Raw genomic sequence first — 23,924 nt, 5'->3', positions numbered from 1 at the left:
AGATCCGCGGTCTTAAAGCCTTGAGCTCCGCACTGAAGAACCGCTTTCAACCCCTTAGGGAAAACGGCGAGGAAGCATATCCACGTAGACGAAGAGCTCAGCTTTTCTGAACAGAGGGTTCCTCAACAGCTTCCACAGCATCTCCTCATCGTCCTCATGAACCTCGCACACCTCTCTCTCCTCAGCAATCTCCTCTATAGCCTTGAGCTTCCACTCCCTCGGATTGCTATCCTCGTCTCTGAAGATGAATCTCTCCACCAAACCTGGATCGAGCCCCCTCCGAGCAAGCTCCTCCACGATCTTCCTCCTCTCCGAGGTACTCCTCCCGGAAAGCACAATGATTTTCCCCTTCCTTGCCCTGTCTTCGAGCACCAGCATTCCAGGCGTTTTCCTTGACACGCTTTCTTCAGAACCGACAGATCCCTTCTTTTCGAGAAGCACACCATCTACATCGAAAATGTATACGCACTCCCCCATCTTTTCACCTCTGGAATGACGAATATATCGGAGCTCTGCTCATCTGCAATTTCCACCACTCCTCCCAGGGCGATCATTATTCCAACAATGCAGCACACTGCAGCATCTGCATCATCTCCGCGCAGAGAGATCCCGAGGACCTTCTGCACCATTTCCTCAGTGCTTGAAAAACCCATGAGCAGAGCTGAGCAGTGCGGGTGGGTCTCAACGATCACAGCGTTCTTGAGCTCCTTTTTCAGGCTTTCGGAAAGCCTCTTTCCTGCTGAAGCAAGCTCTCTCATCCCTCTGAAAGAGACCGGGAGGAGCCTGCAGCCCAGAGAAGCGGCAAGCCTGTCCAGATCTCTGAACTTTTCTTCGGGATCGAAGGAAAGAGGAGCATCTACAACGATAATTATTGAACGCCCCTTCCCGACCACCGAGATGAGATTGGGAACGATCTCATCTGCGCTCTGCACCCTCTCCAGATCAAATGCGCTCTTTCCCCAGGGGTAGATGCAGAGAGAAGTCCTCTTCTTCAAAGAGAGATCTATTCCCGCTATGACGGGCCCTTCCCCTTCTTCAAGGACTGGGCTTCTCTCTCGGTCTGAGCTCATCGACGGGAGCCTTTTCAGCTGCTTCAAGGTACCTCCTCAGCACTTTCGGTATTATGACCCTCCCATCGGGCTCCTGGAAGTTTTCGAGGATGGCTGTTATCGCTCTAGAAGTGGGAATTCCAGTCCCGTTGAGGGTATGCAGGTACTCCCTCTTCCCATCTGAAGCCCTCAGATAAGTCAGGTTCGCCCTGAATGCCTGCCAGTCGAGCACCTGGCTTATGCTCGCTATCTCCCTGTACTTGCCCTGAGCTGGATACCAGACCTCTATGTCGTATTTCTTCGCGGCAGGGAGCCCCAGCTCTCCGCTCACAACGTTGACCACTCTGTATGGGAGGCCCAATCCCCTGAGGATTTCTTCTGTGTTGCTCACCATTTCGTCAAGGTGCTTCCAGCTGTCGCTCGGGTGGGCGAAGACGAACTGCTCGATCTTGTGGAACTGGTGGACGCGGAAGATGCCCTTAATGTCCCTGTTTCCAGCTCCAGCCTCCTTCCTGAAGCATGGGCTCCATCCGACCAGCTTCAGGGGGAGGTCCTGCTCCCTGAGGGGATTTTCATATGCTAGAGCCATGAGGGGGTGCTCTGCAGTGCCTATCAAATTGAGGTCCTCTCCCTCTATTTTGTATATCATGTCCTTGAAAGAAGAGTAGTCTATTGCCCCCTCGAGCACTTCCGTCCTAAGCATATAGGGTGGGATGACCGGGGTGTACCCCTTTTTCGTCAGCACATCCAGCGCATAGAGGCTTATGGCGAAGTCCAGCCACACAATATCTCCTATGAGGTAGTAGAACCTCGAACCAGCGACCCTTGCTGCCTGAAGAGTGTCTCCCATTCTGAGAACCTTCTCGAGCATGTCCGCATGCCCAATGAGCTCCCTGTCCTCGATGAGCTCATACTCGACATCGAAGCCCCACTTCTTCGTCTGCCCGAGGAATTCCTCAAGATTCCTCTTCATGACCTTCGGCTTTCCCCAGAACTTGACAGGAACGTTCTCCTCATCTGAGTACCCTTCAGGAACATCATCTGCCAGAATGTTTGGCAGCTTCTTCATTGTCTCCTTCCACATCGCTTCCGCTCCTGCGAGCTCCTTCTCCTTTGAGGCGACAGCATCTTCTAGCTCCTTGGCTTTCAGGAGTAGCGCCCTCTTCTCCTCCTCATCTTTGGCCTTCGAGATGCTTCTGCTCAGCAGATTGTGCTCCCTCCTCAATTGTTCAACTTCCCTCATCAGCTCTCTGTACCTTCTGTCCGCTTCTATGGCTTCGCTGACTATGGAGGGGTTCAGACCTCTCTTCCTAACCATCTCAATGTATTTTTCCGGAGAGCTCCTTATGAGCTCTATGACAGTCCATTTGGGCATGAGCTCCTCTCCTCACAACGATAAAAGAGTAAATACCCTATATAAGGTCATCAACTCAGCTTTTCATTCTCTCGAAGCATGAATTAGCAGAGTTTTTCAAGTTCAACTGCGTGCTATCATTGAGGAAGCTATGGAAAGGATGTTCTGTATGTCCGAGAGCACTTCTGTCGCAGCCGATTTGAATTCGACGAACAGTATTTTATTTTCGTAGCTCAGCCTCAGGAGGTTTTCTGGTTTCCTCAATGACCCCGCCATCTTCGCGAGCTTGCTCACATCCTTCCCGCATCCAACGAACTTCTCTCTACCCAGCAATACATTCTCCGTCTTATCACTGCAGAACTTCCTCTTCCTCTCGATCGTGCTTGGTGAGAGGTCCAAGTTCTGCGCATATTCAATTTTGAATATGATTTTATCATGCTTCGAAGTTATTTTGGAAATTGGATAGTATATGAGGGAGTGCCGAGGAAGCAGAATGAGCACCGCTTCAGCACGCTTGTAGATCCCCCTGTCTATCTTGTAGAGAGCTCTGAATCCGAGCGATGTGCCGAGCAAAGTGTATACCTTGTCCTTCGGATTCAGTATCTTCTCGAGCCCGTCTCCTATCTCCTTCATCTTCTTCACGTTTCTGTTGTGCTCCCTGAAGAAAACTGCCGGCATGGCAAGTGCGAGAGCTATCAGAACGATCAGTGCTGCTGTTTCCGTGCTCATTGTATGACCCTCACCTTGTCTATCAGCTTTTTGATGTTTTCCATTCCAATCAGCTCCTGTTCGCTGAGATGAGGCATCAGGAAAATTGGAGTTTCGGGGAACTCCTCCCTCAATTCTTGCAGAGTAGTACCATCCTCATTTTTTAACCTGTTCATGACGATTCCCTTCACTGCGATTTTCCTCCTGTTCAGCTCCGGAACCAGCCGCTTCAAGTCTAGGATTGGGAGCTTCTCCGGAGTCGTAACCACGTAGACGCTGAACTTGTTTGGGTCGGTCAGGTTTCTGATCTCTTCCCGCACTTCTTCTCTCATCTTTACGAGCTCCACCAGTATCCTATCATCTATCTTCACTTTTTTGCCGGCCTTGACAGATTCTATAGCTTCTTTCAGTCCAGCTATTTTGCTCCTCAGGTCTATGAGCTGGTCCAGCCAAACCTCCTCTACCCAGGGAATGTTGAGGATCCTCAAAGTCGGACCTGAGGGGGGTGTGTCTACTATTATAGCTTCCTCCTCTCTCCTGAACAGCGACATGAGGAAATCGAAGAGAGCCTCATCCTCTATGCCTGGAGCATACTTCAGTGTTTCAAAATATTTGTCTATATTGAGCACATTCGCTGATTTGTACAACCCGCCCATAAGCTCGGTGTACCTGGAGAGATAGGAGGCAACGAGGGCATCAGCATCAGCCTCTCTGGCCTTCAGCCTCTCCACCAAAACTTTCTCTTCATCGCCGATCTCAGTTCCGAAAACATCCCCCAGATGATGGGCCGGATCAATTGAGACCGCTAGAACCTCTTTCCCCATGGTGCTCAAGGCTAGAGAGAGGATGGAGGAAAACGTCGTCTTCCCCACGCCTCCCTTTCCCGTTACCAGGATAACACCTTTCACATCTCTGAGGAGATCGAAGTCCAAGGCTTTCTCAGTCCTCCATGTTGAGGATGTCGAAGAGATCTCCAAGCTGATCGTCTATTCTCTTGCTCTTTCCAACCAAGTGAACGAGCTCTTCGAGCGAATATGGGAGAACTCTCATGGCTACTGAGGTTGGAGGAGAAGGGAGGCCTACGAAGCTCCCAAAAATGAGAAGAGAGAAGAGATTGAGCATTTCCGAATATTCTCCCTCGAGGGAGCTGATGGACTGGTACTTGAAGTATTCGCTACTAATATGGAAAAGGGAGTTAAAAAAACCTTTTATTTTAAGAAGGTGGTGCTTCAGTGACAACCTCTTTCTTCCTCCGTTTCAGGGCCACATTTAAGAACTCTCCCATCAGCATCAGGTCCAGCAATATCAATATAGCAACTATCACTGTCAAGGCAAGTCCCATGTACATCGTTGAGACGTTGTGGGTCGCCAGGCCCTTTGTGAAGGTTGGGTAGGCAACCTCATAAAGGTACCAGCCAAGCGCCAACGTCACCGTGAGCCAAAGGAAGAAGGCTGGTGTGAATATGCCTATGGCAACCTTCATGGGCTTTCTTAGGACGTAGTAGACCCACGATGAAGTCGTTATGAGGGCAAGCGCTGCCAGCAGCTGGTTAGCTCCAGAGAAGGCAGGCCAAACGTATGATATAGATCCAGTGTAAGCGAGGCTTCCTCCGATCAATATGGGGATCAGCGAGGCTAAGTACCTGTTGTTGAGGATCTTGTGAAGCGTTGGCGTTCTGCTTTTCAAAGGCTCAATGATTTCCATCCAGGTAAACCTAGCAAGCCTGTTTGCCGTGTCCAGCACAGCGAAGTCGAAGGTTGCGAACCAGAGGCCGGCAAATATCGCTCCATACACGATATCGATTCCGAAAGCGTTGTGGACGACGATCCCGTATCCCTGGGTGAAGGCCCCGAGGGTGTTGGCAACAACGAACGTGTACGGGTTCTTGTCCACTCCAGCAGGCCAATTAGTGCTCGAGGCCAGCATCTGGAAGCTTTGGGGGAGAGTGCTGGCAACGCTGAAAGCTACTACGAGGGCTACGAGCCCTTCAGTGAACATTCCTCCGTACCCTATCATGAGAGCATCGAGCTCGCTGTTGAGCTGCCTAGCTGTTGTTCCCGAGGCGACTAGACTGTGGAAACCGGAGAGGGCACCGCAAGCTATTACGAGGACTATTACGGGCCAGACAGGCGAAGGCTTGTATCCTACGAGAGGCTGCGTCAGCGAGGTTACGGCAGGGATCTGTATGGTGGCCATTGAGACTATTAAAGCTACTGCACCAATTATGATCCCTCCCCACATTATGTAGACGTTTAGGAAGTCCCTAGGCTGCAGGAGGTACCAGAGCGGAAGCCATCCAGCGAGCCATCCAAATATGAGAAGCAGTGTTACCCAGGTGTTGTAGTCCTTTATTACCAGTGGAATGTGGTATCCCACGTAAATAGCTCCTATTATCAGCAGAAGCCCAATCACCACGGCATAGGGGAGCTTTAAGTTTGCCTTGTATATCAGGACTCCCACAATTATGGCAATCGGCATGAAGAGCATTATTGCTGTAGCAACCTGTGGTCTTGTCATGAACACGTTGACATCGAATATTACGAAAGCTGCTATTATGAGGATCAGCGAGAACAGCATGAACCAGAGGAAGATGTACTTGATCCTGTCGGACAGCACCTTTCCGGCTACTGTACCGATGGTCTTGGATTCATACCTAACCGATGACATGAGCGCTAAGTAATCGTGGACAGCACCTATCACAGCATTCGCCAGAAGGATCCAGAGGAAAGCAGGGAGCCAGCCCCAGGCCATCGCCATGGTAGGACCCGCGATCGGTCCGGTCCCCGCTATTGCCCCCACGTGGTGGCCGTATAGAACATATTTGTTCGCTGGAACGTAATCGATGCCATCGAAGTTCTTGTGAGCAGGGGTAATGTTTTTGTCGCTAGCGCTGACGACCTTTTTCTGAAGGAACCTTCCGTAGGTGAAGTAGAAGGCCAGATACCAAACAGCCGCAACGAGAAGCAGTAGCCAGACATTCATTTGTTGCTCTCCTCCTTCTCTTTAGCCCCCATCGCTTCCTTCCTCACTCTTGCCAAGACTTCCTTCGGAACTTCGCCCAGCCAGTATCCAGGACCAGCAATCAGCAGGTATGTTCCGACTATGAATGTGATCGCCTGGTCTCCAGGTATCCCTCTGGGAGAGTTCGTATATCCTATGTACAGCCCGTGGAGCAGCAGTATTGCTCCCAATATCGTCATCAACATTCCAGCGATGTTCTTTGCACCCATTTCGGAACACCTATCTAAAAGAGCTTGTAAAATAACTGAAATCTTAAAAAGTATTTAAATTTTTCATTACTTTTTATATTTTATTAGGAAAGAAATTTTCGACATGCTTTTTGTCTATTTTATTTCTTAACTAAAATAAAAATTTTTATTTTAAAATAAGAGACAGCTTTTTTGGAAAACTCGATGAGAGCCGCGGCCGGGATTTGAACCCGGGACCTCTGCCTTACCAGGGCAGCGCTCCACCAGGGCTGAGCTACCGCGGCACCACGCTTTAGAATTCGACTGCTACCTAATTACTTTTTCGCTGAAGATTCTGTAAGAGCTTGATGCAGGACTCCAGCGCCTTGTCCAAGATGACAGGAAGTTTTCTGGAGCGCTTATCGCTCCGGAAAAAAGCTTTTAAAGAAGCCTGCATCGAAGCTTTCGCCGAGCCTCCTCGGTTCTTCTGGATCACTTCCTCTCCAAGCTCCTCATGCATGCCCCCAGGTTTTTTGCTAGCTCAAGGATATAGCCCAATCCTTTCTGGACATCCGGATCTCCGAGAGCCTTCATTAGCCCCATGAGCCCGCCGCTCTTCTTGGCCTCCGCTGGGGAAGTCGATGCTATGCCGTTCAGAAGGCAGAATGAGGCGTCTTCGGCATTCATTTTCAGCTTCTCCACCTTCTCCCCTTCAAGCCTTCTGGATGCTTCGAGCAGTGCGCCCAGCAGAACTCCCAATCTCAGGAGGCTCGGATCCGCCTGCAGCCCTGCCATAGCTTCATCGGCTGAAGAGAGAAGCTCCTTGAGCATTCCAAGCATGCCGGACTTCTTAAGCTCCACCGCTACTTCTATAAGATCCTTCAGTGCTTCTACTTCCACTTCACTGAATTCCTGCTCCATTTCATACCACCCCCTCATACTCTGAGCTTGTCTAGCCAACCCTGGTAGAATCCGCGCTTGACCAGCCTCATTGCATAACTCTCAGCCACATTATAGCATTTGTTCCAGCTGTACTGCTGACCGTCGAACTCCACTTCGCAGACTCCAAGGAATCCCTTGTCTCCACTGTAGGCAACGCAGGCGACCGGATGGGCTTCAGCTGGCTCCCCAACTCCATAGAGCTCGTTGAGAAGAATGCTGACTGCCTTGTACGTAGCTGTATCTACGAAGACTCCTGCTGTTCCAAGGCCTGTCGGAGGCATAGAGTGCTCTCCCGTGAGGAATATGTCGTCGTATTGCGGATGCCTGAAGTCTTTAGCCCTCGCCTTGACGAACCTCCTGTCCTGTTCGAAGATGAATTCCGGATCCTCGAGGACCTTAGGCGGCCTCGGCATCGGAACCTTAACGAGGAGGTCGTAGGTCTCCTCGAAGTGCTTCGTTATGACCGCTCTTTTATCATGAGTTTCCTCCTCGAGCTTCATCGAAACCGTTTTTCCCGAATCATCAACCTTCTCTATCCCGTCGTGGGTCTTTATCTCGATGCCGTACTTCTCGAAGTACTTGTGCCACAGCCTGCCGATGTCTTTTCCAAGGGCCCAAGAGATATCTCCTACTTCCGGCATCCTGGGGCTGAGTATGACTATCTTCGCTTTAATCCCCCTTGTGCGGAAGAAGTGCCCCAGAACCGTTGAGAACTCCATAGGGTATATGCCGCACCTGAATGGAACCTCGGGGACAGCTACCACCACCTTCCCTCCCTTGAAGCTGTTCAGAGCTTTGTTGAGCTGCACCGCTGCTTCAGGTTCGTAGTTGTGGTACCCTGCTTTATCGTATCCAGGTATTCCGTCCCAACCGTTTCTCAACCCAAGCGTTACGAAGAGGTAATCGTAGCTCAAGCTGCTTCCATCACTGAGGAGAACCTTCCTCTCCTTTGGGTCTATCTTCGTTGCTTCCTTTATAACCACGCTGACTCCATACTTCTCGAAGTTCCTCAGGGGAGCCCTCGTCTTCTCTACAGGCAAACCATCGAGAGCAACGTCCAGCCAGAGAGGTGGCATGTATGTCCACTCATCTCTGTTAACGACAGTTACATCGAAATCAAGGGAGTACTTCCTCTTTGCTTCAGCGAGATTGAAGGCAGCGATTACGCCAGCCGCGCCTCCTCCCAGCACCACTATCCTTTTGCCCATGAACTACCACCAGGTGAATATATATTTTCGATTATCAGCATTTATAAAAGCTATTAAAATGCTTGTTCCTTACTCTCATTCTGGTGACAGTGCCCGAACTCTGCTGGGCATGAGAGCCGCGCTTCTTGCCTGTGGAATATAGAGAAGGATCGGTAGCTGTGCATTTGAATGCCCGGGAAACAGATTCGTGGGGAGCCGCTGGCATTTCAGCTTTCCAGATTTCCAGACGCTGAACATAAATAATTAAACTGCTATTAGCATAAAATCAGGGCAAAATGGTGATTCGCTGTGAAGGATGAAATAGACTACAGTGAGCTGATTCCGGAGGATCTTCTGGAAGAGATTAGAAGGTACGAGAGGGAGGAAAAGTCGAAGGAGAAAGTCCAGTTTCCAAGCAGCAGGGACATAGTTGAAGCGGTGAAAACTGCGTCGCTCGTTTCAAAGGGAGGCATCCATCCAGACGAATTCCCCGAGGTAGTAGTGAACATGCTGAGGGAAAAGGGATTCGATACGAGGTTCGTGAGCGCTAAGAGGGTTTGGAAGGTCTATGAGAACTTGGTCGAGAGAGGGATAATACCAGATGTTTTCGGGGTTAAGCTTACATAGACTTTGATAAGCCTATGTAAGCCTTGGGCTTCATTGCCTTCAGGTCTCCTTTCATTGGAGACCATATCATTGGCTTAGCTCCTCTTAGGGCAACCCCAACCCACAGCTCGCGGTTGAGTAGGGGTTTTACGGTTTTCTCCCACCACTCATAGCTGTGGGGAAAGCCCCGCATCCTGAGGTATATGTTTATGGATGCATTCTTCTGTCTGTCAATAGTGAGTCCGCATCTGGGACACTTGAAGACCTGCCCTTTTAGGTCTTTAACAACGAACCCGCATCTAGAGCAGGTCTTCGAGGTGTCCTTAGGGTTGACTTCCTTGGTAATGGCTCTTTGCCCAACTTCATTAATAATGTTCATCCAGCTAACTCTAGCAATTCTCTTTCTAAGGCTTTTGCTCTTGTTCTCTGACTTCAGAATCATTTTTTCTTTATTTAGCTTCTCGAACCCATGTAGAGCGTTGGGGATTATTTTAGTTAATTGGGTAGCCATCTTTCTCTCAATATCCCTACATTTGTTTTTCTCTCTATGGGAGTATTTCTCCAGAAGTCGCCTTCCCCTCTTCAGCTTCCTTGAAGCTATCTCCTGCACTTTCGCCTTCTTTTCTTGGTAGATGACTCTAGTCGTTATTATCGGTTTTAAGTCAACATGTATAAATCCAATGCTTGGGCTGAAGCCCGTGAGTTCTAATTCATTGCTGTCCCATCCAACTGCATTGTTAATAGTGTAGTCTTTCAATTTTTTGAACGGTACTAGTATTCTGTCATCTTTTAGAATAACTTCACCTATCTTCCAACCATCGACTCTACCCTGTTTAGCGAACCATGTCTCTCCGTAGGGTACTTCAATATGCTCGTATGGCTTCAATGTTATCCTGATAACCCTCTTGCCATAGTCTACTCTCATCAGCGTAATCTTGCATCTGGCAAACCTCCTCTTAATCCTCGGCTTTGCTTTCTTCGCTTTTCCCTTGTTGTATTTCTTCTTCCACGAATCCATTATGCTGTAAGCTGTTCTAATTACAGCATCTACCCAATGCGAAGCATATGAGTTATCTTTCAATAGCTCATCTCTCATCATCTTCTTGAACTCGTTGCTTTTCGGAATCTCTGGAGTCTTGACCTTGGTGGCATGTCCTTTCCTATACTTCTTAAAATCATATCTCCAAGTAATGTTACTCCATATGATATCTATAGCTTCCTGTAGCTCATCTACATACCACGATATTAGCTCTTTAACTCTATTGTCCTCAAATGGCACCGTGTACATCCTAACATCTTCACGGATTGCTACTTCCTTCACGATTTACTCCCATCCCGCCAAGAATTCTTAAAACTTCGCTTTTCGGATATCTCAGCTTCCCTGTCGGCAGCCTAACAGCCCTGATAATTCCCTTCCTCTGCCAGACCCAGAGCGTCTTAACCGATATACCAAGCATCTTAGCGGCATCCTTTGGATGTAATAGCTCTTCCTCCACCAATCTTCATCAAATAGACTAAATAGACTAAGAGATATATAAACCTTATCTAAAAATCATTAATACCTATAAAAGGCGAAACTGTTTCAGAAAGGCGTAGTTCAGAGGAAGGGGGGATCTCCTGAAGAGTGAAGATATCCCTTCATTTTTTAAGACAGCTGAATTTTTTGATGAGCCCGCATGCTCTACAGGGTAATGCCCAGAATCCCCCCGCAGAAATTCAGCCTCGATTCTTTTGGCAGATCCTTTTCGATCTGCTTCTTCAATGAAGGGGACCGTATAAGCACGTACCTGGAAACCCACATCAGCGCTGAAACGCTTAGATCCCTCTTCGGAGTTGAGAGGGCTGATTACGAAGATCTTTTGAAGATCTTCGGGAGAGAGGTCTGGATGGGGGAAGCGAAGCTAAAGAAAGAGAGCGATCTCATCCTTTCGGATTTCTGCATTTACGATGCGGCAGGTATTGTGAATTCGATTGGAGGAAAGGGGGGAATCTGCATATCCGCCTCGAGGGATGCATCGGCAAGGGAGATCCTGCTCAGGAGGGCCGAGAAGCTTGAGAGAAGGGCACTGAAGAGCGAAAGCAGGTCTCTCGAAGCGATGAGCCAGGAGCTGAGGAGGAAAATTCCGAAAATCCTTCCAGGAAGGCTCCTTGTACTTGCTCAGTGTGAGAGGGAGCTGAAGGCCCTTGAGAAATCTGCTGGAGACTCTTCCACAGCGGAGCTGAAATGGAAGATGAGGAGGCTCAGAAGTGCCGAAGATCTGGGGAAGGCTTTGAGGCCACCCAAGCCGAGCTTCTGGGAAAAGGCTTTCGGGCTTTCCAGCTGGATTGCGTGGAATGAAGATCGCCTCATCGAATCTCTGAAGCTACCGGATCCCAGCCTGCACAGGTCGGATTTTTCGAGGGATTTAAGGCTCCCCTCGGTCCTTCCAAAGAGAGAAGGATCATTCAGATTGGGAGTCCTCGAGGACGGGAGAGAGCTTCGCCTCTCGATTGAGGATCTGAAGAGGCATGTCTATGTGGTGGGGCAGACGGGCTCAGGAAAAACCACATTCTTGAAGACCCTCGTCCACAGGCTGAAAGCTTCTGAAAGCGCAGCAGTAGTCGTCATAGATCCCCATGGGGACATGGCTCTCGAGCTCGCAGAGGAGATACCGGAATCGCACTTTCTGCACCCATTGAAGAGCCCCTTTGGAGTTAACCCCCTCGATCTTCCGCGTGCCGAGAGCAGAGAGCATGCGGTGACGATAGCGATAGACATCCTGCTCGAAATCTTCAAAGAGGTGCTCCGTCTCACTGACTCAGCTGTCAACGTAAAGTACATACTTCAAGTCCTCCTGAGGATGCTGTACATGAAAACGGACAGCCCGACGATGAGGGACATTTACGAAGCAGTCCTCCTGCTGAGGAGCGGGGAGCTGGAGATAGATGCAGAGGATCCCAAGTGGGAGGTTCAGATAGAGGCCTTGAAAAGCATGAGGGAGCAGTCCTTCATCTCAGCGCTCTCCAGACTGGAACCATACGCACACGATTCGCTCCTCCGAAGGCTTACCTCGAAGACAACGCTGGATTTCGAAAACCTGATCACCCCAGGCTCCGTACTCCTCTTCTCCATCCCAAAGGCGGATCTGGGAGAGAACCTGGCAAGGCTCATCGCCTCCACCGTTTTCATGAAGCTCTGGTTCGAGGTGCTCGCAAGGGCAAGGCTGGAGAAAAGCAGAACCCCTTTGTTCTTGATAGTGGACGAGTTTCAGTTCATAAGCGACCTCCCCATAATTGAAACTGTTCTCAGCGAGGCGAGGAAGTACGGGCTCCACCTGGTAATAGCGCACCAGCACACAGGGCAGATCTCGGAAGAGCTCCTCCAGTCCATCCTCACCAACTGCGCAGTGAAGGTTTCCTTCGCTGTTGGAGGGGGCGATGTGAAGAGGCTCTCATCGATGGATCCTGCTTTTTCGGAGACTCTCAGCGAGGCCCTCGGCATGCTGAGCGCTGGGCAAGCTGTGTTCAAGATAGCTTCAGGGCCCGGGGAGCAGCAGATCCCTCCCATCGTTGCGAGGGTCGATCTCATCCCCCACGAGAGGAAAAGGGAGGGTGAGATAGTGAGCAGAGAATTCGACCCGGGAGAGCCGGAGGAGAGGGACCTGAAAGAGCTCCTCAATCCAGTCCTAAAATACATAGACCCCGTAGACCCCCTTGAAGCAGTCCTTCTTCATGAAATCTACAAATCGAGGGAGATCTCGATATCTCAGCTGACCATGAAGCTGGAAGCAGATGGTGAAAGGGTGGAGAAGGCGCTAGGAAGGCTCCTGAGCAGGGGGCTCGTTTCAGTTGCAGGAAGCGGGAGAGACAGGGTGGTCATCTACAGGAAGGGGATTGCAGAGGGGCTGAGAAGGAAGGCCAGGAGCGAGGAGTGGTTCCTCTCGGCCTTCAACGTTTCCATGTTCTACTACAGGAAGGGGTGCATTGCTGTCCCAACAAAGGAGAACCCCGGAGGTGAATTGCATCCCGATATCATCGCCCTCCCCATCAATAGGAAGACGTGGAGGCCCCGCTACAGCAGGGCGGTAGCTGTGTTCATTGAAGGTTGCGATAGCTTCGCAAGGAAGAAAATAGCATTTGAAAAGATAGATCCGAAGATCATGGGATTCTACGGGATCCATGTCTGGATAGACAGAAAGTGCTCTTCTGACATTCATCGCGGGGAATTTGAGGGAAGGGGGATCGAGCTGCATTTCCTCGACGAGATCGTATGATCTTTTGCTCCCTCTGCTCTCTCTGAGCACTCGAGCGCCGAAGCTTCAAAAATTCTAATCGGTTTTTTAATTTTATTGTTTATAATTTTTTAAATATATCACCCCTATATATTATAAATGCTTGTAACTTTCAAAGAAAATTTTAAATATTTGATGATTTACAATTTGCCTCAAGGGATGAGGAATGTCCCTCAAGAGAGTTCTCAAGTGGTACCACATCTTGGCAATGGGGGTTGCAGGGATAATAGGAACGAGCTGGGTCTACCTCAATACAACATTCTACGACCTCTACGGGCCGGGAGGAGTCATTCTAGGGTACTTTATAGGGATGGTTATGGCGGCTCTGATTGCTCTGGCGTATTCCGAGATGTCCTCAGCCATACCTAGGGAAGGGGGAGAAGTGGCCTTCGTTTTTCCCGCCATCGGAGCCGCGGGATCCTATTTCATTGCGTGGATGTTCCTGCTCGGCATGCTAGCTGCGGCTCTCTCTTTCTACGTCATCGGGATCTCCTTCCTGCTGAGCATGATATTTCCTCAGCTGAACACCTATCCGCTCTACACAGTTGCTGGCTATCCCGTTTACCTCCCCTGGATAATTGTTGGATATATTTCAGCCATCCTCGTTGCTGGATTGAACTATGTGGGAGCCAAGCTGACGGGAAACGTTCAGACGGTTCTGTTCATCCTTCTCCTGATAACAGGTGCAATAATAGTAGCAGTTGCTGCCGTCTACGGCTCTCTCACCAACTTTGAGCCTCCCTTCAAGCCGGGAACATCTCCCGCCTCATCCAGCTTCAGATTCGCCCTGATATCGATCGGCTATCTCTCTGGTTTCGAAACGCTTCCAATGATAGCTGAGGAATCGCAGGTGAGTCCAAGGAGGTTCGGCTATCTGGTTGCCTTGAGCGCAGTTCTGGCGGGTATCTGGTATATGACTATGATGTTCGCCGGCTCCCTCCTGATCCCATGGCAGGGATCTTCCGAGAGAGCACCTCTAGGGCTGATCAGCGAGCTGAAGATGATAAATCCTGCGCTTGGATATGTGGCTTGGCTGGCTTCCTTCCTGGGTCTTGTAACATCTTGGATACCATCCATGATGACTACTTCGAGAATGATATACTCCCTCGCGAGAGGAGGGCTGTTTCCCAAGCAGTTCGAAAAGCTCCATCCAAAATACGGAGTGCCCACCAATGCCCTGATATTCTCACTGGTCATCTCCATGATCTTGGGGCTGCTCGGCAGAAAGGGGCTCGTCTGGTTCCTCGATGTAGCCGGTGTTGCTCTGGGAACTTGCTGGCTGACATCGGTTATTTCAATGCTCATAACGCGGAGGAGGTATCCCCACCTCGAGAGGCCCTTCAGAGTTCCCGCAGTCTACATAATTGGAGGCATTGCTCTCATCATAGGGCTCATCGTCGTGGTTGTCCCGCTGATTCCCGGCACCGACGTGAGCCTGGTGTGGCCCTATGAATACCTGCTGCTCATAGCATGGGTTCTCCTCGGAATAGCGATATACTATGCTTATGTGAGGAAGAGGATCAGGGAGATCGGAGTGGAAAACATTGGAAGAGGCCTGCTCGGAGAGTACTACGATAAAATATACGGAGTCAAGAAGGAAGAGAAGGAGAAGGCATGAGTCATGAAAGCCTATGTCTCCGTGGACCTCGAGGGCATGCCATTCATCGTTTCGGGAGAGCATACATTCCTAAGGGGGAATCTGTTCAGCGAAGCCAGAAGGATAGCAACTAGAATTACCTTGGCTGCAGCAAGCAAGCTGCATGAGCTCGGATTCGAAGAAATACTAGTTGCAGACAGCCACGGTCCGATGATAAACCTCGATGTCGAAGCGTTTCCCGAATACGTTTCGGTCATAAGGGGGTACCCAAGATCTCTGAGCATGGTCTCGCAGATTGAAAAGACCGACGCTGCTGTTTTCCTGGGCTACCATTCGAAAGCTGGAACGCTTCGGTCGAACTTCGACCACACATTCAGCAGCGCAACAATCGACAGCCTTAAGATAGGCGGAACTGAGGCCAGCGAGTTCCTGCTGAATGCTTATGTCGCCGGATTCTATGGGGTACCGGTTATACTTGTAGCTGGGGACAGAGCTCTCATAGAGGGGGATGTCCGGAAGTTCGCTCCATGGGTCGAAGCTGTTTCCCTGAAGGAATCCCTTTCCAGGTTCGCCTCGATAAGCCCGAGCACTGCAAGGCTGGAGGTTGAGCTCTCTAAAGCGGCGGAGAGGGCTTTTATGAAGCTGAAGAGCGGAGATGCGAAGATCCTGAGGCCCCCCTCCCCTGTTGAGATGGAGATCAGATTTCTTGGCACAGAGCAGGCCGATGTAGCTGAGCTCCTGCCGTCCGCAGAAAGAGTGGACGGGAAAACAGTGAGGTATGTTGCGAAGGATATCGTCGAAGCATACAAGGTTCTGGAGCTGCTCATACACGCAGCTCCAAAGCTCTACCCCTACAGCTACTCTTCATATTGATTTTTTTAAAAAATCATATCAAATTCTCTTTCAAGACCCTCATCGCATTCTCGTGGGCAACCTTCTTCAGATCGTCCTCGGAGAACCCCCTCTTCATGAGCTCAGAGTACAGGGCTGGGAGCTTGTCTATGCTCTCGAAGCCCTCAGGAGCAGGGAGCCCCAGCAGTCCAAGAAAGTCTGTTCCAACAGCAATCATATCAGAACCGTAGCTCTCTTTTATGTACGCAAAGTGTTCAGCGAGCTCCTTCGCACTAGGCCTGCCGCTTTCCGAGATCAAAGCCCCAATCGCGGACATCCCAATGACTCCCCCGATCTTGTGGAGCTTCTCGAGGACCTCATCGCTGACGTTCCTGCTCTTCTTGACGAGCTTCCTCACGTTTGCGTGGCTTATAATAACAGGCTTCCTGCTGATGTCTAAGGCCTCTAAAGCAGTCCTGTCGCTCGCATGTGCGAGATCTACTATTATACCGAGCCTGTTCGCAGTCCTGACAAGCTCTTCTCCCTGATCTGTTAGGCCCAGATCTTTCTTCGATGAGCAGCCGGTCCCGTACTTGTTCATGTAGTTCCATGTTATCCCAATGCTCCTCAGGCCGAGCCTCTTTAAGAGAACAAGATCGTGAGGCTCATCCAGCGGCTCTGCCCCCTCGAGGTGGAGAAGGAAGCAGACGCCATCGCCTTCTAAGCACGCTTTTGCCTGCTCGTAGCTCTCAACGATCTTTATTCCGTATGCTTCCGACATCTTATAGTAAATTGAGAAGTGTTCCATCATGACCGTCTGGGGAGACCTGTACTTCGTCGCCGGCATCCACTTGCCGTAGAGCTGCTCAAGAACCCTCGACTCTTCCGGGCTGAAGCTCTCTATGCCCGGAAAGACTGCCGCAAAAACGAGCTTCACTCCCCCTCTTTTATATTTGGGAAGATCCGCATCCCTTCCAGGCACATCCTCGCTGAAGTCTCCGAGAGGAGATCCCCCGCCGTGGTAGAGGAAGTATGCCGAAACATCCTCGTGGAGGTCCACAGTTGGGATTTTCGAGAAGGAAATCATCTCCGTCATCTCTTTGCTCTTATATTGGAAGAGATCTCAAAAAAAGTTTTCTATGAAGCGGGGAAATCACCTTCCTGTTCCTATTTCCGAGAGCATCTGCTCTAGAACATTCGAGAAGTTCTCCAGCTCCTCCTTGCCGTGGATCAAAGCTGGAAGCAGGTGGGCCATGCCCTCTCCCAGGTAAAGAACGCCGGAGTTCCTCGCCATCAGATTGAGAACCCTCTCAGCCTTCCCTCCGCTCCACCTCAGCTCGTAGGCCTCCCCCGTGTTCTTGGGCTTCCTATGCGTGAAGTGCACCCCAGTCATGGTTCCCTCTCCCGTCGAGTAGCAATCGATGCTGTAGCTCATGCATAGCCTCTCGAGCCTCTCTCTGAGCTCTCTCCAAGCAGCATTCGCTTTCTCATAGATCTCTCTGTGGCTGCTCAGATAGCCTATGAACGCCATTCCAGCAGACATAACGATGGGATTCCCGACGAAGGTTCCTCCGTGGAAGGATCTCTTGTCCCTTTCAGGGTGCTTGATGTGGTCCATCAGCTCCATTATCTCCGCTTTCCCTCCTATTCCGCCCGCCCCCGGCATCCCTCCTCCTATTGCCTTTCCGTAGACATTAAGATCGGCCTCGATCCCGAAGTACTCCTGCCCTCCGCCCGGCATCAGCCTGAAGCCCGTTATGGTCTCGTCGAATATGAGGAGCGCTCCATATCTGAATGTCAGCTCTCTCACCTCCTTGAGGTAGCCCGCCTCTGGCCCTATGCAACCCCCTCCTCCTATTACAGGCTCAATGAGAACAGCTGCCGCCTCCCCGCTCTTCAGGACCCTTTCGAGAGCCTCTGGATCGTTGTAGGGAACAGCAACTGTGTACTTCAAGAACTCCTCTGGGATGCCGGCTGAATCGGGCTTGCTGAAAGGAGGAGAAGACGTGGCTACATGAAGCGAATCAACTCCGCCGTGCCAGCCGCCCTCCATCTTCACCACTACCTTTTTCTTGGTGTAGGCCCTCGCCAGCCTCACAGCATACATGTTCGCTTCTGTTGCGCTGTTGGAGAACCTGAACATCTCGACGCCTGGAAGAACCTTAGTGAGCAGCTCGGCGTACTCAACAGCATACGGGTTCTCGTAGCCGAGATGGCTCCCCCTATCCCTGAGGGCCTCTTCAACAGCATCCACCACGACTTGGGGAAGGTGGCCGAGGAGGTGGGTTCCGTGCCCCTCCCAGAAGTCAGTGTACTCGTTCCCATCGATATCCCATACCTTTGTCCCCTTACCCCTCCTGATGAAGACGGGGTGCGGAGTTAAGTATCTTATTGCATAAGTTACTCCTCCAGGCAAAACCTTCTTCGCTCGCTCCCACAGCTGCCTGCTCCCCCTCGTCCTCTCAATGTACCTCTTCTCTTCCCTCCTCTCCATCCCCTCCAGCTTCATTAGGGCTCTATCTTCCCCCATGCCGGTCATCCCACGCTGAACTTTATCTTGAACGGGAGAAGCTCCGTCATGAGGTGGAGGCCCGGGGGCATGAAAACGATCCTCTCTGCAGTGCTGACGAGCATGGAAGCCGTGCCGAGGTCTCCAGGCGTTCCGGTGCTCCTCCACGAGACGCTGTAGTCCTTCCCCTCTATGCTTATTTCTTCGAACTCAGGAGCCCCTGCATAAGCTTCGAACTCGACCCTTATGACTTCCCTGCTCCCAACGAAGCCGGAGCCGTACCCCTTCATCCCGAGATTCTTCCCCCTCTCTATCTTCCTCCCTCCAGGAAGCTCAAAATCCCTCTCTGCAGGAACCAGGCTGTAGCCCTCCTCTACTCTGCTGAGGTTCAGGTCAGCCGCCTGAGCTATAAGGAAGACGGACTCCGCATATCCAACATGGCCTGTTATCTCCCCCATCTTCAGCTTCCTCTCAACGGCTTCAGGCTCCTCTCCGAGCCCTATCTTCTTCATGAAGGGCTCCCTCCTCTTCAGAGCATCCAGGCTCCTCCTCGCCTTTATCTTTGTCACAGCTGTGACGGATGAAGCCAGCACTGCTGGAAGCGTGTCCAGGAGGAATCCAGGATTTATCCCAGTCCCTATGACAGGGGCTCCAGTAGCTATTGAGATCTCGTTTAGCCTCTTCGCTAGGACGGGGTACCTGTAGTAAGGATATGAGAGGGTTTCGCACGATGAAACTACCGGGACCCCCATTCTCAGGAGGGAAACGAGCTGATCATAGACAGAGTCCAGATAGGAGCTGGTTGCGTGGATGACCGCATCAGCATCCTGAACGGCCTTAAGATCCCTGCTCACCTTCACACCCAAGCTCTCAGCGCCCAGCAGCTCTCCCACATCTCGGCCTGTCAAATCCTCCCTCACATCCATAGCCCCAGCGATATCGTGCCCCCTCTCCAGTGCTACCTTGGCAGCCATCCTCCCGATGGCGCCGAACCCGTAGAATCCTAATCTCAGCCTCAAGTTCCTTCACCATTCTCTTTTCTATGCCTGCTATGAATATAAAGAGTTTTGCATTTGAACAACTGTGGGAGAAACCTCATCTTAAAAGGCCTTGCCCTCTTTTTGGGATCTCGATTGGAGTTCGAGGCGAGGTACAGGCGGTTTCTCAGCATAAGGGATGTATCTATACTAAATGAGAGGGCCTTCAGCATCTTCAGAATAAAGCACCTCCTCTACATCTTTCCATCGATAATATTTCTCCAGAAGGGCCTTTGGGGGAGCCCTGCGCACCTCGCGGCTGGAGCCTTTTCAGCGATCTGGGGGGTTGCATCAGCCATGCTATCAAACGGGAGCATGTCGCTCGAGGGGAAAGCATTGAGCCTGGCCATCAATGCTGTACTCTCGAGAGCTGGGGGAAGGAGGATGGAGATTATTGAGGATCGAGCTTGAGTACAGAACGAAAGGCTGCTTTGAGCTCCCACTCCTCGACTATTTCCCAAGGCTGAGCCCCTACAGCATGAGGGAGATCGTTCTCGAGGGGATCCCCCTCCACCCCAGGATCACTATCAATGGAGCCGAGGAAGGAATATGGATCGAGGAGGCACGAGATTGCGAAGATCCCGTGTTTTTGAACAGGGACGAAGCGATCTGTGGCGCTGTTGCGGGGATCTCTCACGAGAGGAACGGGGTTGCCTTGATCAAGAAAGGTTCGAGGTTGTTTGAGCTGAGGACGGGAGATGGAATTAAGCTGACTGGGAAGGATGCTGTTTTCTCCAAGGTTCCCGGAGCTCTAGTGGTCGCCCTAAGCGATCCACCTCATACCCACATCGTCACGGCAGGGAGCTGGGGAGCAACCATCTTCGAGAAGGCCTACAGAGGCAACCCAAGAAAAGCTTCAGTGGGGTTCAGAAGCTTCAGCGTAATATATGAGGACGGCAGGTCTCAGCTCATTCGCGACAGAACATTAGAGGAAGCAGGCTTCCCGGCAGAGGCGGTTGCCCTCATCGACAATTCCTTCCTGGCTTGGAGCTCAGGATGGCTGTTGTGGATCAATGATGAGGAAATCCCCAAGCCTAAGGCATTCGCTGGAAGCGAGAAGCCTGAGTTTGCAGGCTTCTTCATGAACCTACCGGTCTTATCAATTGACTCTAAGCTCTACCGCTTGGAGGAGGGAGCCCTCATCCAGCTTGAGAAGATTGGAGAGGTGAAAGGGAGCGCGACTGCCAGCGATGTTGCGGTGATCGATGAAGGGAACTTCGTGAAGGCTTACGACATCAGCTTCAAGCCCATCCTTTCGCTTCCTAAGGACAGCTCTTCGAGCTGCTGGGCCGCCGATGAAAAAGTCTTCTGCTGCTCCAAAGGGATCTGCTGCTTCATTGAAGCTGGGAAAAGCGGAGCATCGCTGGAACCTCATCCAGAAAAAGAGCATACTCTTATGATAGAGGCCGAAGGGATTCCCCTCACGGTAGAGCACCGGGGAGCAGTGAAGAGGATCGCCGCAGGGGGTGGCGCTGTGCTCAATGAGGAGAAAGCAACGGTCCTCGAGCCGTTCAGCTTCGAGGTGCAGATCTTCCACCCCCTCGGGAGGATCGAGACCTCTATTTCCTCACCTCCGAGAAACGCCGAGATCGAGGCAGAGCTCCAGGTTTTCAAGGCCCCAGTTCCGCACGAGTGCGGAGGATCAGCTTTCGGGATCATCAAGGTAAAGAGAGCTAAGGCTCCGGAGGGGGTTGAGCTGTTGGCCCTGGGAAGGGAGCTAAAGGAAGGGAAAGAGCTGGAGGTCTGCTTTGAGAAGATCCCGGAGAAAATTGAGGTCGTCGCCCTCGATTCTGCGAGGAACTACGCAAAGACTGCAACAATCCTTACTCCGAGCATCATTGAAATAGATCCCCCGAAGGTAGAGGTGAAGATAGTTCATGGAGAAAAAAGTAGCACCATCGAGCTGGGTAGCGATGCGGATAGAATGCTCGCGTCCTTGGTCTGTTCCAACAGGAAGATTGATCTCTCGAGCGGGAGGAGGGAGGTAAGGGGATGCGCTGTTCCCGCCCATCTGCTCGTAACAGCTGTGAAGAAGGGGTTCGCTTTCCGCTACAGGAAGAATATAGCCCTGAGCGGTCTCTTCGGCTTCGCAGAGAAAGCGGTGAGGGGAGGAGGGAAGGAAATCTACAGAGAGGGCGGGTTCTATGCTGAGATCGCCCTTCCTCCCTTCCCTGAGCTGAACCCAATAGAGAGTTTCAGCTTGAAAGTCGATAAAGATGTGGAGATTGCCTTCGAAAGCGCTCAGCCCGCAAGAGGGATCATCCTCTCCTCCGGAGGAGAGGACTTCATGAAGCCTTTTCCCATTATCCCCGGCCTTAACAGGCTGCATGTCCCTCTCAGCAACTCATACTTTCTTGTTATGTTCGACGGCATCCGCACCCGCTCCTACAGAATAGATGTCCCCCTGGAGCTGCAGCTGAAAAGCGCATTCCTTCAAGCCGAACTCCTCTCCAGGGTTTTGAGGAGAGGATCTCTGGATCCTGCAACGGAAGATCCCGGTGCTCTGTGAGCGGAGCTTCCCATGCTCATGATATTGGTGCTGGAAACAGTGCGATCTCTCCTCTTTTAAGGCCTTTCTTGAAAGATGAGGTGAGGAAAGATGGTCAGCCTTTCGAAGCTGAAGCGAGCATCCCCGATCTCAGCGCTTTTAACTCTCCTTCCTGCAGCCAGGGCAGAAGAGATCCCCCTGACCGTAACTCCGGCCCCACCTCCAGGAATATCGAATGCCATTGAAACCATGCTGAGCTGGCTCATGTGGATAGGCTGGGTCGCGGTAGCAGGGGGTTTCATAGCAGGGGCCATTTCCCTCGTTATTGGAAATTCCGAGAGGGGAAGAAGGCTCATAATAAGCTCGATTTTTGGCGCGCTGATAATGGCATTTTACTCGGCATTCATAAGCGGTCTCATATACTGATTTTTCCAGCCTTTTCACCCTCTCAGCTCTCTCCTCCATCTTTTTTCCCTTTCCTTCGAGGAGAAGCTCCTTGCCTTTCAGCTGAATAGCCCTCATTTCCTAACTGCTGGAGCTCGGGACCTTCACCTTCGTGCATCGAGGGAACTCTGAGCTTAACGGTACCGTAATCTGCTTCAGCGTCTGCGCTCCTTTCGTTCCTTTCTGCATTGCTGCCTCCGCCGCGAACATTTCGATCGACTCCCCTCAGCCTCCCCCTGAAGGCGATGGACAGAGGAGCAATGGCCTCCCTCGCAACTCCGGCAGCAGCGCCTGAGCCGAAAATCCCCAATATGCTGGGAATAACTCCTGCGAAGAAAGGGTAGAGGAACGCGAATGTTATGTCGCGACCGGGCATCATCTTGCTCATGAGGACGAGGAAGACAGACGCTATGGGGCCGGCGAGCATCATTCCAGAAAGCATGCTTACCAGCCACCTCGCAGCTCCCTTCATGGCTGGGTGGAGGTAGGAGACGGCTATGAGGGGGGATGAAACTGCAAGAGCCAGTATCATGAAGTACCTCACGTAGACGAACACGCTTGCTGTAAGCACAGCGAAACCAATCATCGCCGCATATTCTGCGAGAAAGGGGATGAAGTATCCCAGCACGACCGCTGAGGCGATCTCTGCGCTTATAGCAACAAATACCCAGCTCACGTCTATCTGCTGGATGAGATACGAGCTCAGGTAGTTCAAGAGCTCCGCCGTTGCATTGAAGACGCTCGGGAAAAGAAGAGAGATGAGGGCTACAGCAACAGCTTCCCTGATCCCCTCAACGACCGCCTCCGCTGCTCTCCCCCTCGCAATGGCTTCCCACGCAATATTGAAAGCCAGAAATGCGCCGAGAGCTCCTAAGCTCAGATCGAGGACGAGGGAGTATATCTCGTGGGCAGCCCCGCTTTCCGGAAGAGTGGGGGAGAAGGTCAGCTTCTGCAGGTCAATCGCTGGTATAGCAACGGTGGCCTTCTGGGCTACATCGTAGATTATGCTGAAGGGAAATGAGTATGGGTTGTAGCCTGGGTTCCTCACTACAACGGCGAATACATCGTATCCTTCCCTTCCTTCGCTGTCCTGAGCATTTATGCGTACTGACAAGCTGGAGTAGGATTCATTAGAAGGGAGGGAGTAGGAGTGAGAGAGAGCGAGGGGCTCCTCTCCAGCTGTAGCGGTATCTGTGGATCCGTCGCCCCACTCCACCTCGAGAGTGTAAGGAGGGGTTCCCCCTGAGAGGCGGACTGTTAAATTGAACGGCTCTCCAGAGTTCACGAAGCTGCTCTCAGTGTAGCATTCCACGGAAATTGAACCCCCTCTTCCGAATACTGCTCCAGAAGCGAGAGAGGCGGAGAAGAAGCCTATCCCAACTATGAGGAGGGCAGAGGCGAAGAGCTTCACGCCCTCATCCATCCTCCCAAGCGCTAGGTAAGCGGAGGAGACAGCAACCAAAGCTCCAGAAATGGCATAGAAAATCCACCCGTACTGCAGCGGAGGTGAGGATCCCCCGTAGAGAGAGCGCACAAGCTCCCATCCGAATGAGGCGATGAGCACTGAAGCAGTTCCCCCGAGCATGAAGGCCCCGGAGCCCTCCCTCCCAAATATCCTCAGAATCGCTCCAGCAATGACAGCGCCTACCCCCATCGCGGAGGCGAGCCAGAGACCCCACGAGATCAGAGACCACAGATCGAGCAAGCCTCGG

Annotated in this window: 23 protein-coding genes and 1 tRNA gene; 7 read left to right on the top strand and 17 right to left on the bottom strand. The window is 51.5% G+C overall.

What is annotated here, in order from left to right; genetic code table 11:
• Positions 1–54: 54 nt before the first annotated feature.
• The 11 genes from ACLGLO_RS00595 to ACLGLO_RS00545 all read right to left on the bottom strand — a co-directional run bounded on the left by ACLGLO_RS00595 (position 55) and on the right by ACLGLO_RS00545 (position 8,450).
• Positions 55–477 carry an HAD family hydrolase gene (locus tag ACLGLO_RS00595; protein WP_492128484.1) on the bottom strand — a complete coding sequence of 141 codons (423 nt, stop codon included), beginning with the start codon at positions 475–477 and terminating at the stop codon, positions 55–57.
• Positions 447–1,070, bottom strand: a complete 624-nt coding sequence (locus ACLGLO_RS00590; protein WP_492128483.1) for a hypothetical protein — start codon at positions 1,068–1,070, stop codon at positions 447–449. The genes ACLGLO_RS00595 and ACLGLO_RS00590 overlap by 31 nt, the downstream gene beginning before the upstream one ends.
• The gene (gene serS / locus ACLGLO_RS00585; RefSeq protein ID WP_492128482.1) at positions 1,036–2,424 is read right to left on the bottom strand and encodes a serine--tRNA ligase; all 1,389 of its coding nucleotides are present in this window, start codon (positions 2,422–2,424) and stop codon (positions 1,036–1,038) included. Before serS ends, ACLGLO_RS00590 begins: the two co-directional genes overlap by 35 nt.
• Before the next feature lie 102 nt (positions 2,425–2,526).
• Complete coding sequence (locus ACLGLO_RS00580) at positions 2,527–3,132, bottom strand: hypothetical protein (protein WP_492128481.1); 606 nt, start codon at positions 3,130–3,132, stop codon at positions 2,527–2,529.
• On the bottom strand, positions 3,129–4,088 hold the full coding sequence (locus tag ACLGLO_RS00575) for an ArsA family ATPase (protein ID WP_492128480.1): 960 nt from the start codon (positions 4,086–4,088) through the stop codon (positions 3,129–3,131). The genes ACLGLO_RS00580 and ACLGLO_RS00575 overlap by 4 nt, the downstream gene beginning before the upstream one ends.
• Positions 4,051–4,350, bottom strand: coding sequence for a DUF7990 family protein (locus tag ACLGLO_RS00570; RefSeq protein WP_492128479.1), 300 nt, complete (start codon positions 4,348–4,350; stop codon positions 4,051–4,053). The genes ACLGLO_RS00575 and ACLGLO_RS00570 overlap by 38 nt, the downstream gene beginning before the upstream one ends.
• On the bottom strand, positions 4,325–6,094 hold the full coding sequence (locus tag ACLGLO_RS00565) for a carbon starvation CstA family protein (protein WP_492128478.1): 1,770 nt from the start codon (positions 6,092–6,094) through the stop codon (positions 4,325–4,327). Before ACLGLO_RS00565 ends, ACLGLO_RS00570 begins: the two co-directional genes overlap by 26 nt.
• The gene (locus tag ACLGLO_RS00560) at positions 6,091–6,342 is read right to left on the bottom strand and encodes a hypothetical protein (protein WP_492128477.1); all 252 of its coding nucleotides are present in this window, start codon (positions 6,340–6,342) and stop codon (positions 6,091–6,093) included. Before ACLGLO_RS00560 ends, ACLGLO_RS00565 begins: the two co-directional genes overlap by 4 nt.
• A 188-nt stretch (positions 6,343–6,530) precedes the next feature.
• Positions 6,531–6,605: transfer RNA gene (locus tag ACLGLO_RS00555), tRNA-Thr, on the bottom strand.
• Between the two features lie 187 nt (positions 6,606–6,792).
• The gene (locus ACLGLO_RS00550; RefSeq protein ID WP_492128476.1) at positions 6,793–7,221 is read right to left on the bottom strand and encodes a helical membrane plugin domain-containing protein; all 429 of its coding nucleotides are present in this window, start codon (positions 7,219–7,221) and stop codon (positions 6,793–6,795) included.
• Between the two features lie 14 nt (positions 7,222–7,235).
• On the bottom strand, positions 7,236–8,450 hold the full coding sequence (locus tag ACLGLO_RS00545) for an NAD(P)/FAD-dependent oxidoreductase (RefSeq protein ID WP_492128475.1): 1,215 nt from the start codon (positions 8,448–8,450) through the stop codon (positions 7,236–7,238).
• 288 nt (positions 8,451–8,738) lie between these two features.
• Here ACLGLO_RS00545 and ACLGLO_RS00540 point away from each other — a divergent pair, with 288 nt between their 5' ends.
• Positions 8,739–9,056, top strand: a complete 318-nt coding sequence (locus ACLGLO_RS00540) for a hypothetical protein (protein ID WP_492128474.1) — start codon at positions 8,739–8,741, stop codon at positions 9,054–9,056.
• On the opposite strand, the gene ACLGLO_RS00535 is transcribed toward ACLGLO_RS00540, so the two are convergent.
• Both ACLGLO_RS00535 and ACLGLO_RS00530 read right to left on the bottom strand, forming a co-directional pair.
• Positions 9,049–10,356: a zinc ribbon domain-containing protein gene (locus tag ACLGLO_RS00535; RefSeq protein ID WP_492128473.1), complete on the bottom strand. Its 1,308-nt coding sequence runs from the start codon at positions 10,354–10,356 to the stop codon at positions 9,049–9,051. The genes ACLGLO_RS00540 and ACLGLO_RS00535 overlap by 8 nt on opposite strands.
• On the bottom strand, positions 10,334–10,531 hold the full coding sequence (locus ACLGLO_RS00530) for a helix-turn-helix domain-containing protein (RefSeq protein ID WP_492129185.1): 198 nt from the start codon (positions 10,529–10,531) through the stop codon (positions 10,334–10,336). Before ACLGLO_RS00530 ends, ACLGLO_RS00535 begins: the two co-directional genes overlap by 23 nt.
• Positions 10,532–10,711: 180 nt before the next feature.
• On the opposite strand from ACLGLO_RS00530, the gene ACLGLO_RS00525 reads away from it, so the two are divergent.
• The 3 genes from ACLGLO_RS00525 to ACLGLO_RS00515 all read left to right on the top strand — a co-directional run bounded on the left by ACLGLO_RS00525 (position 10,712) and on the right by ACLGLO_RS00515 (position 15,776).
• A complete protein-coding gene (locus ACLGLO_RS00525) occupies positions 10,712–13,288 on the top strand; it encodes a helicase HerA domain-containing protein (RefSeq protein WP_492128472.1) in 2,577 nt (858 codons plus the stop codon).
• A 184-nt stretch (positions 13,289–13,472) separates the two neighbouring features.
• Positions 13,473–14,924 carry an APC family permease gene (locus ACLGLO_RS00520; protein WP_492128471.1) on the top strand — a complete coding sequence of 484 codons (1,452 nt, stop codon included), beginning with the start codon at positions 13,473–13,475 and terminating at the stop codon, positions 14,922–14,924.
• Between the two features lie 3 nt (positions 14,925–14,927).
• On the top strand, positions 14,928–15,776 hold the full coding sequence (locus tag ACLGLO_RS00515; RefSeq protein WP_492128470.1) for a M55 family metallopeptidase: 849 nt from the start codon (positions 14,928–14,930) through the stop codon (positions 15,774–15,776).
• Between the two features lie 13 nt (positions 15,777–15,789).
• On the opposite strand, the gene ACLGLO_RS00510 is transcribed toward ACLGLO_RS00515, so the two are convergent.
• From ACLGLO_RS00510 to ACLGLO_RS00500, 3 genes are read right to left on the bottom strand one after another with little or no spacing between them, the layout of a single operon-like run.
• Positions 15,790–16,830, bottom strand: a complete 1,041-nt coding sequence (locus ACLGLO_RS00510) for a dipeptidase (protein ID WP_492128469.1) — start codon at positions 16,828–16,830, stop codon at positions 15,790–15,792.
• A gap of 57 nt (positions 16,831–16,887) precedes the next feature.
• Positions 16,888–18,264 (bottom strand): aspartate aminotransferase family protein, encoded by a 1,377-nt coding sequence (locus tag ACLGLO_RS00505; RefSeq protein WP_492128468.1) that lies wholly within the window; start codon positions 18,262–18,264, stop codon positions 16,888–16,890.
• A gap of 5 nt (positions 18,265–18,269) precedes the next feature.
• Complete coding sequence (locus ACLGLO_RS00500; protein WP_492128467.1) at positions 18,270–19,262, bottom strand: NAD(P)H-dependent amine dehydrogenase family protein; 993 nt, start codon at positions 19,260–19,262, stop codon at positions 18,270–18,272.
• A gap of 102 nt (positions 19,263–19,364) precedes the next feature.
• On the opposite strand from ACLGLO_RS00500, the gene ACLGLO_RS00495 reads away from it, so the two are divergent.
• The 3 genes from ACLGLO_RS00495 (at position 19,365) to ACLGLO_RS00485 (ending at position 22,194) form a co-directional block, all read left to right on the top strand.
• A complete protein-coding gene (locus ACLGLO_RS00495) occupies positions 19,365–19,691 on the top strand; it encodes a hypothetical protein (RefSeq protein ID WP_492128466.1) in 327 nt (108 codons plus the stop codon).
• A complete protein-coding gene (locus ACLGLO_RS00490) occupies positions 19,675–21,789 on the top strand; it encodes a hypothetical protein (RefSeq protein WP_492128465.1) in 2,115 nt (704 codons plus the stop codon). The genes ACLGLO_RS00495 and ACLGLO_RS00490 overlap by 17 nt, the downstream gene beginning before the upstream one ends.
• A gap of 90 nt (positions 21,790–21,879) precedes the next feature.
• Complete coding sequence (locus ACLGLO_RS00485) at positions 21,880–22,194, top strand: hypothetical protein (protein WP_492128464.1); 315 nt, start codon at positions 21,880–21,882, stop codon at positions 22,192–22,194.
• A 22-nt stretch (positions 22,195–22,216) separates the two neighbouring features.
• Here ACLGLO_RS00485 and ACLGLO_RS00480 read toward each other — a convergent pair whose 3' ends face one another.
• On the bottom strand, positions 22,217–23,917 hold the full coding sequence (locus tag ACLGLO_RS00480; protein WP_492128463.1) for a hypothetical protein: 1,701 nt from the start codon (positions 23,915–23,917) through the stop codon (positions 22,217–22,219).
• Positions 23,918–23,924 lie beyond the last annotated feature (7 nt).

The sequence above is a fragment of the Fervidicoccus sp. SLHALR4 genome (genome assembly GCF_058692745.1).
This window is presented reverse-complemented; position numbering and strand designations above follow the sequence as displayed.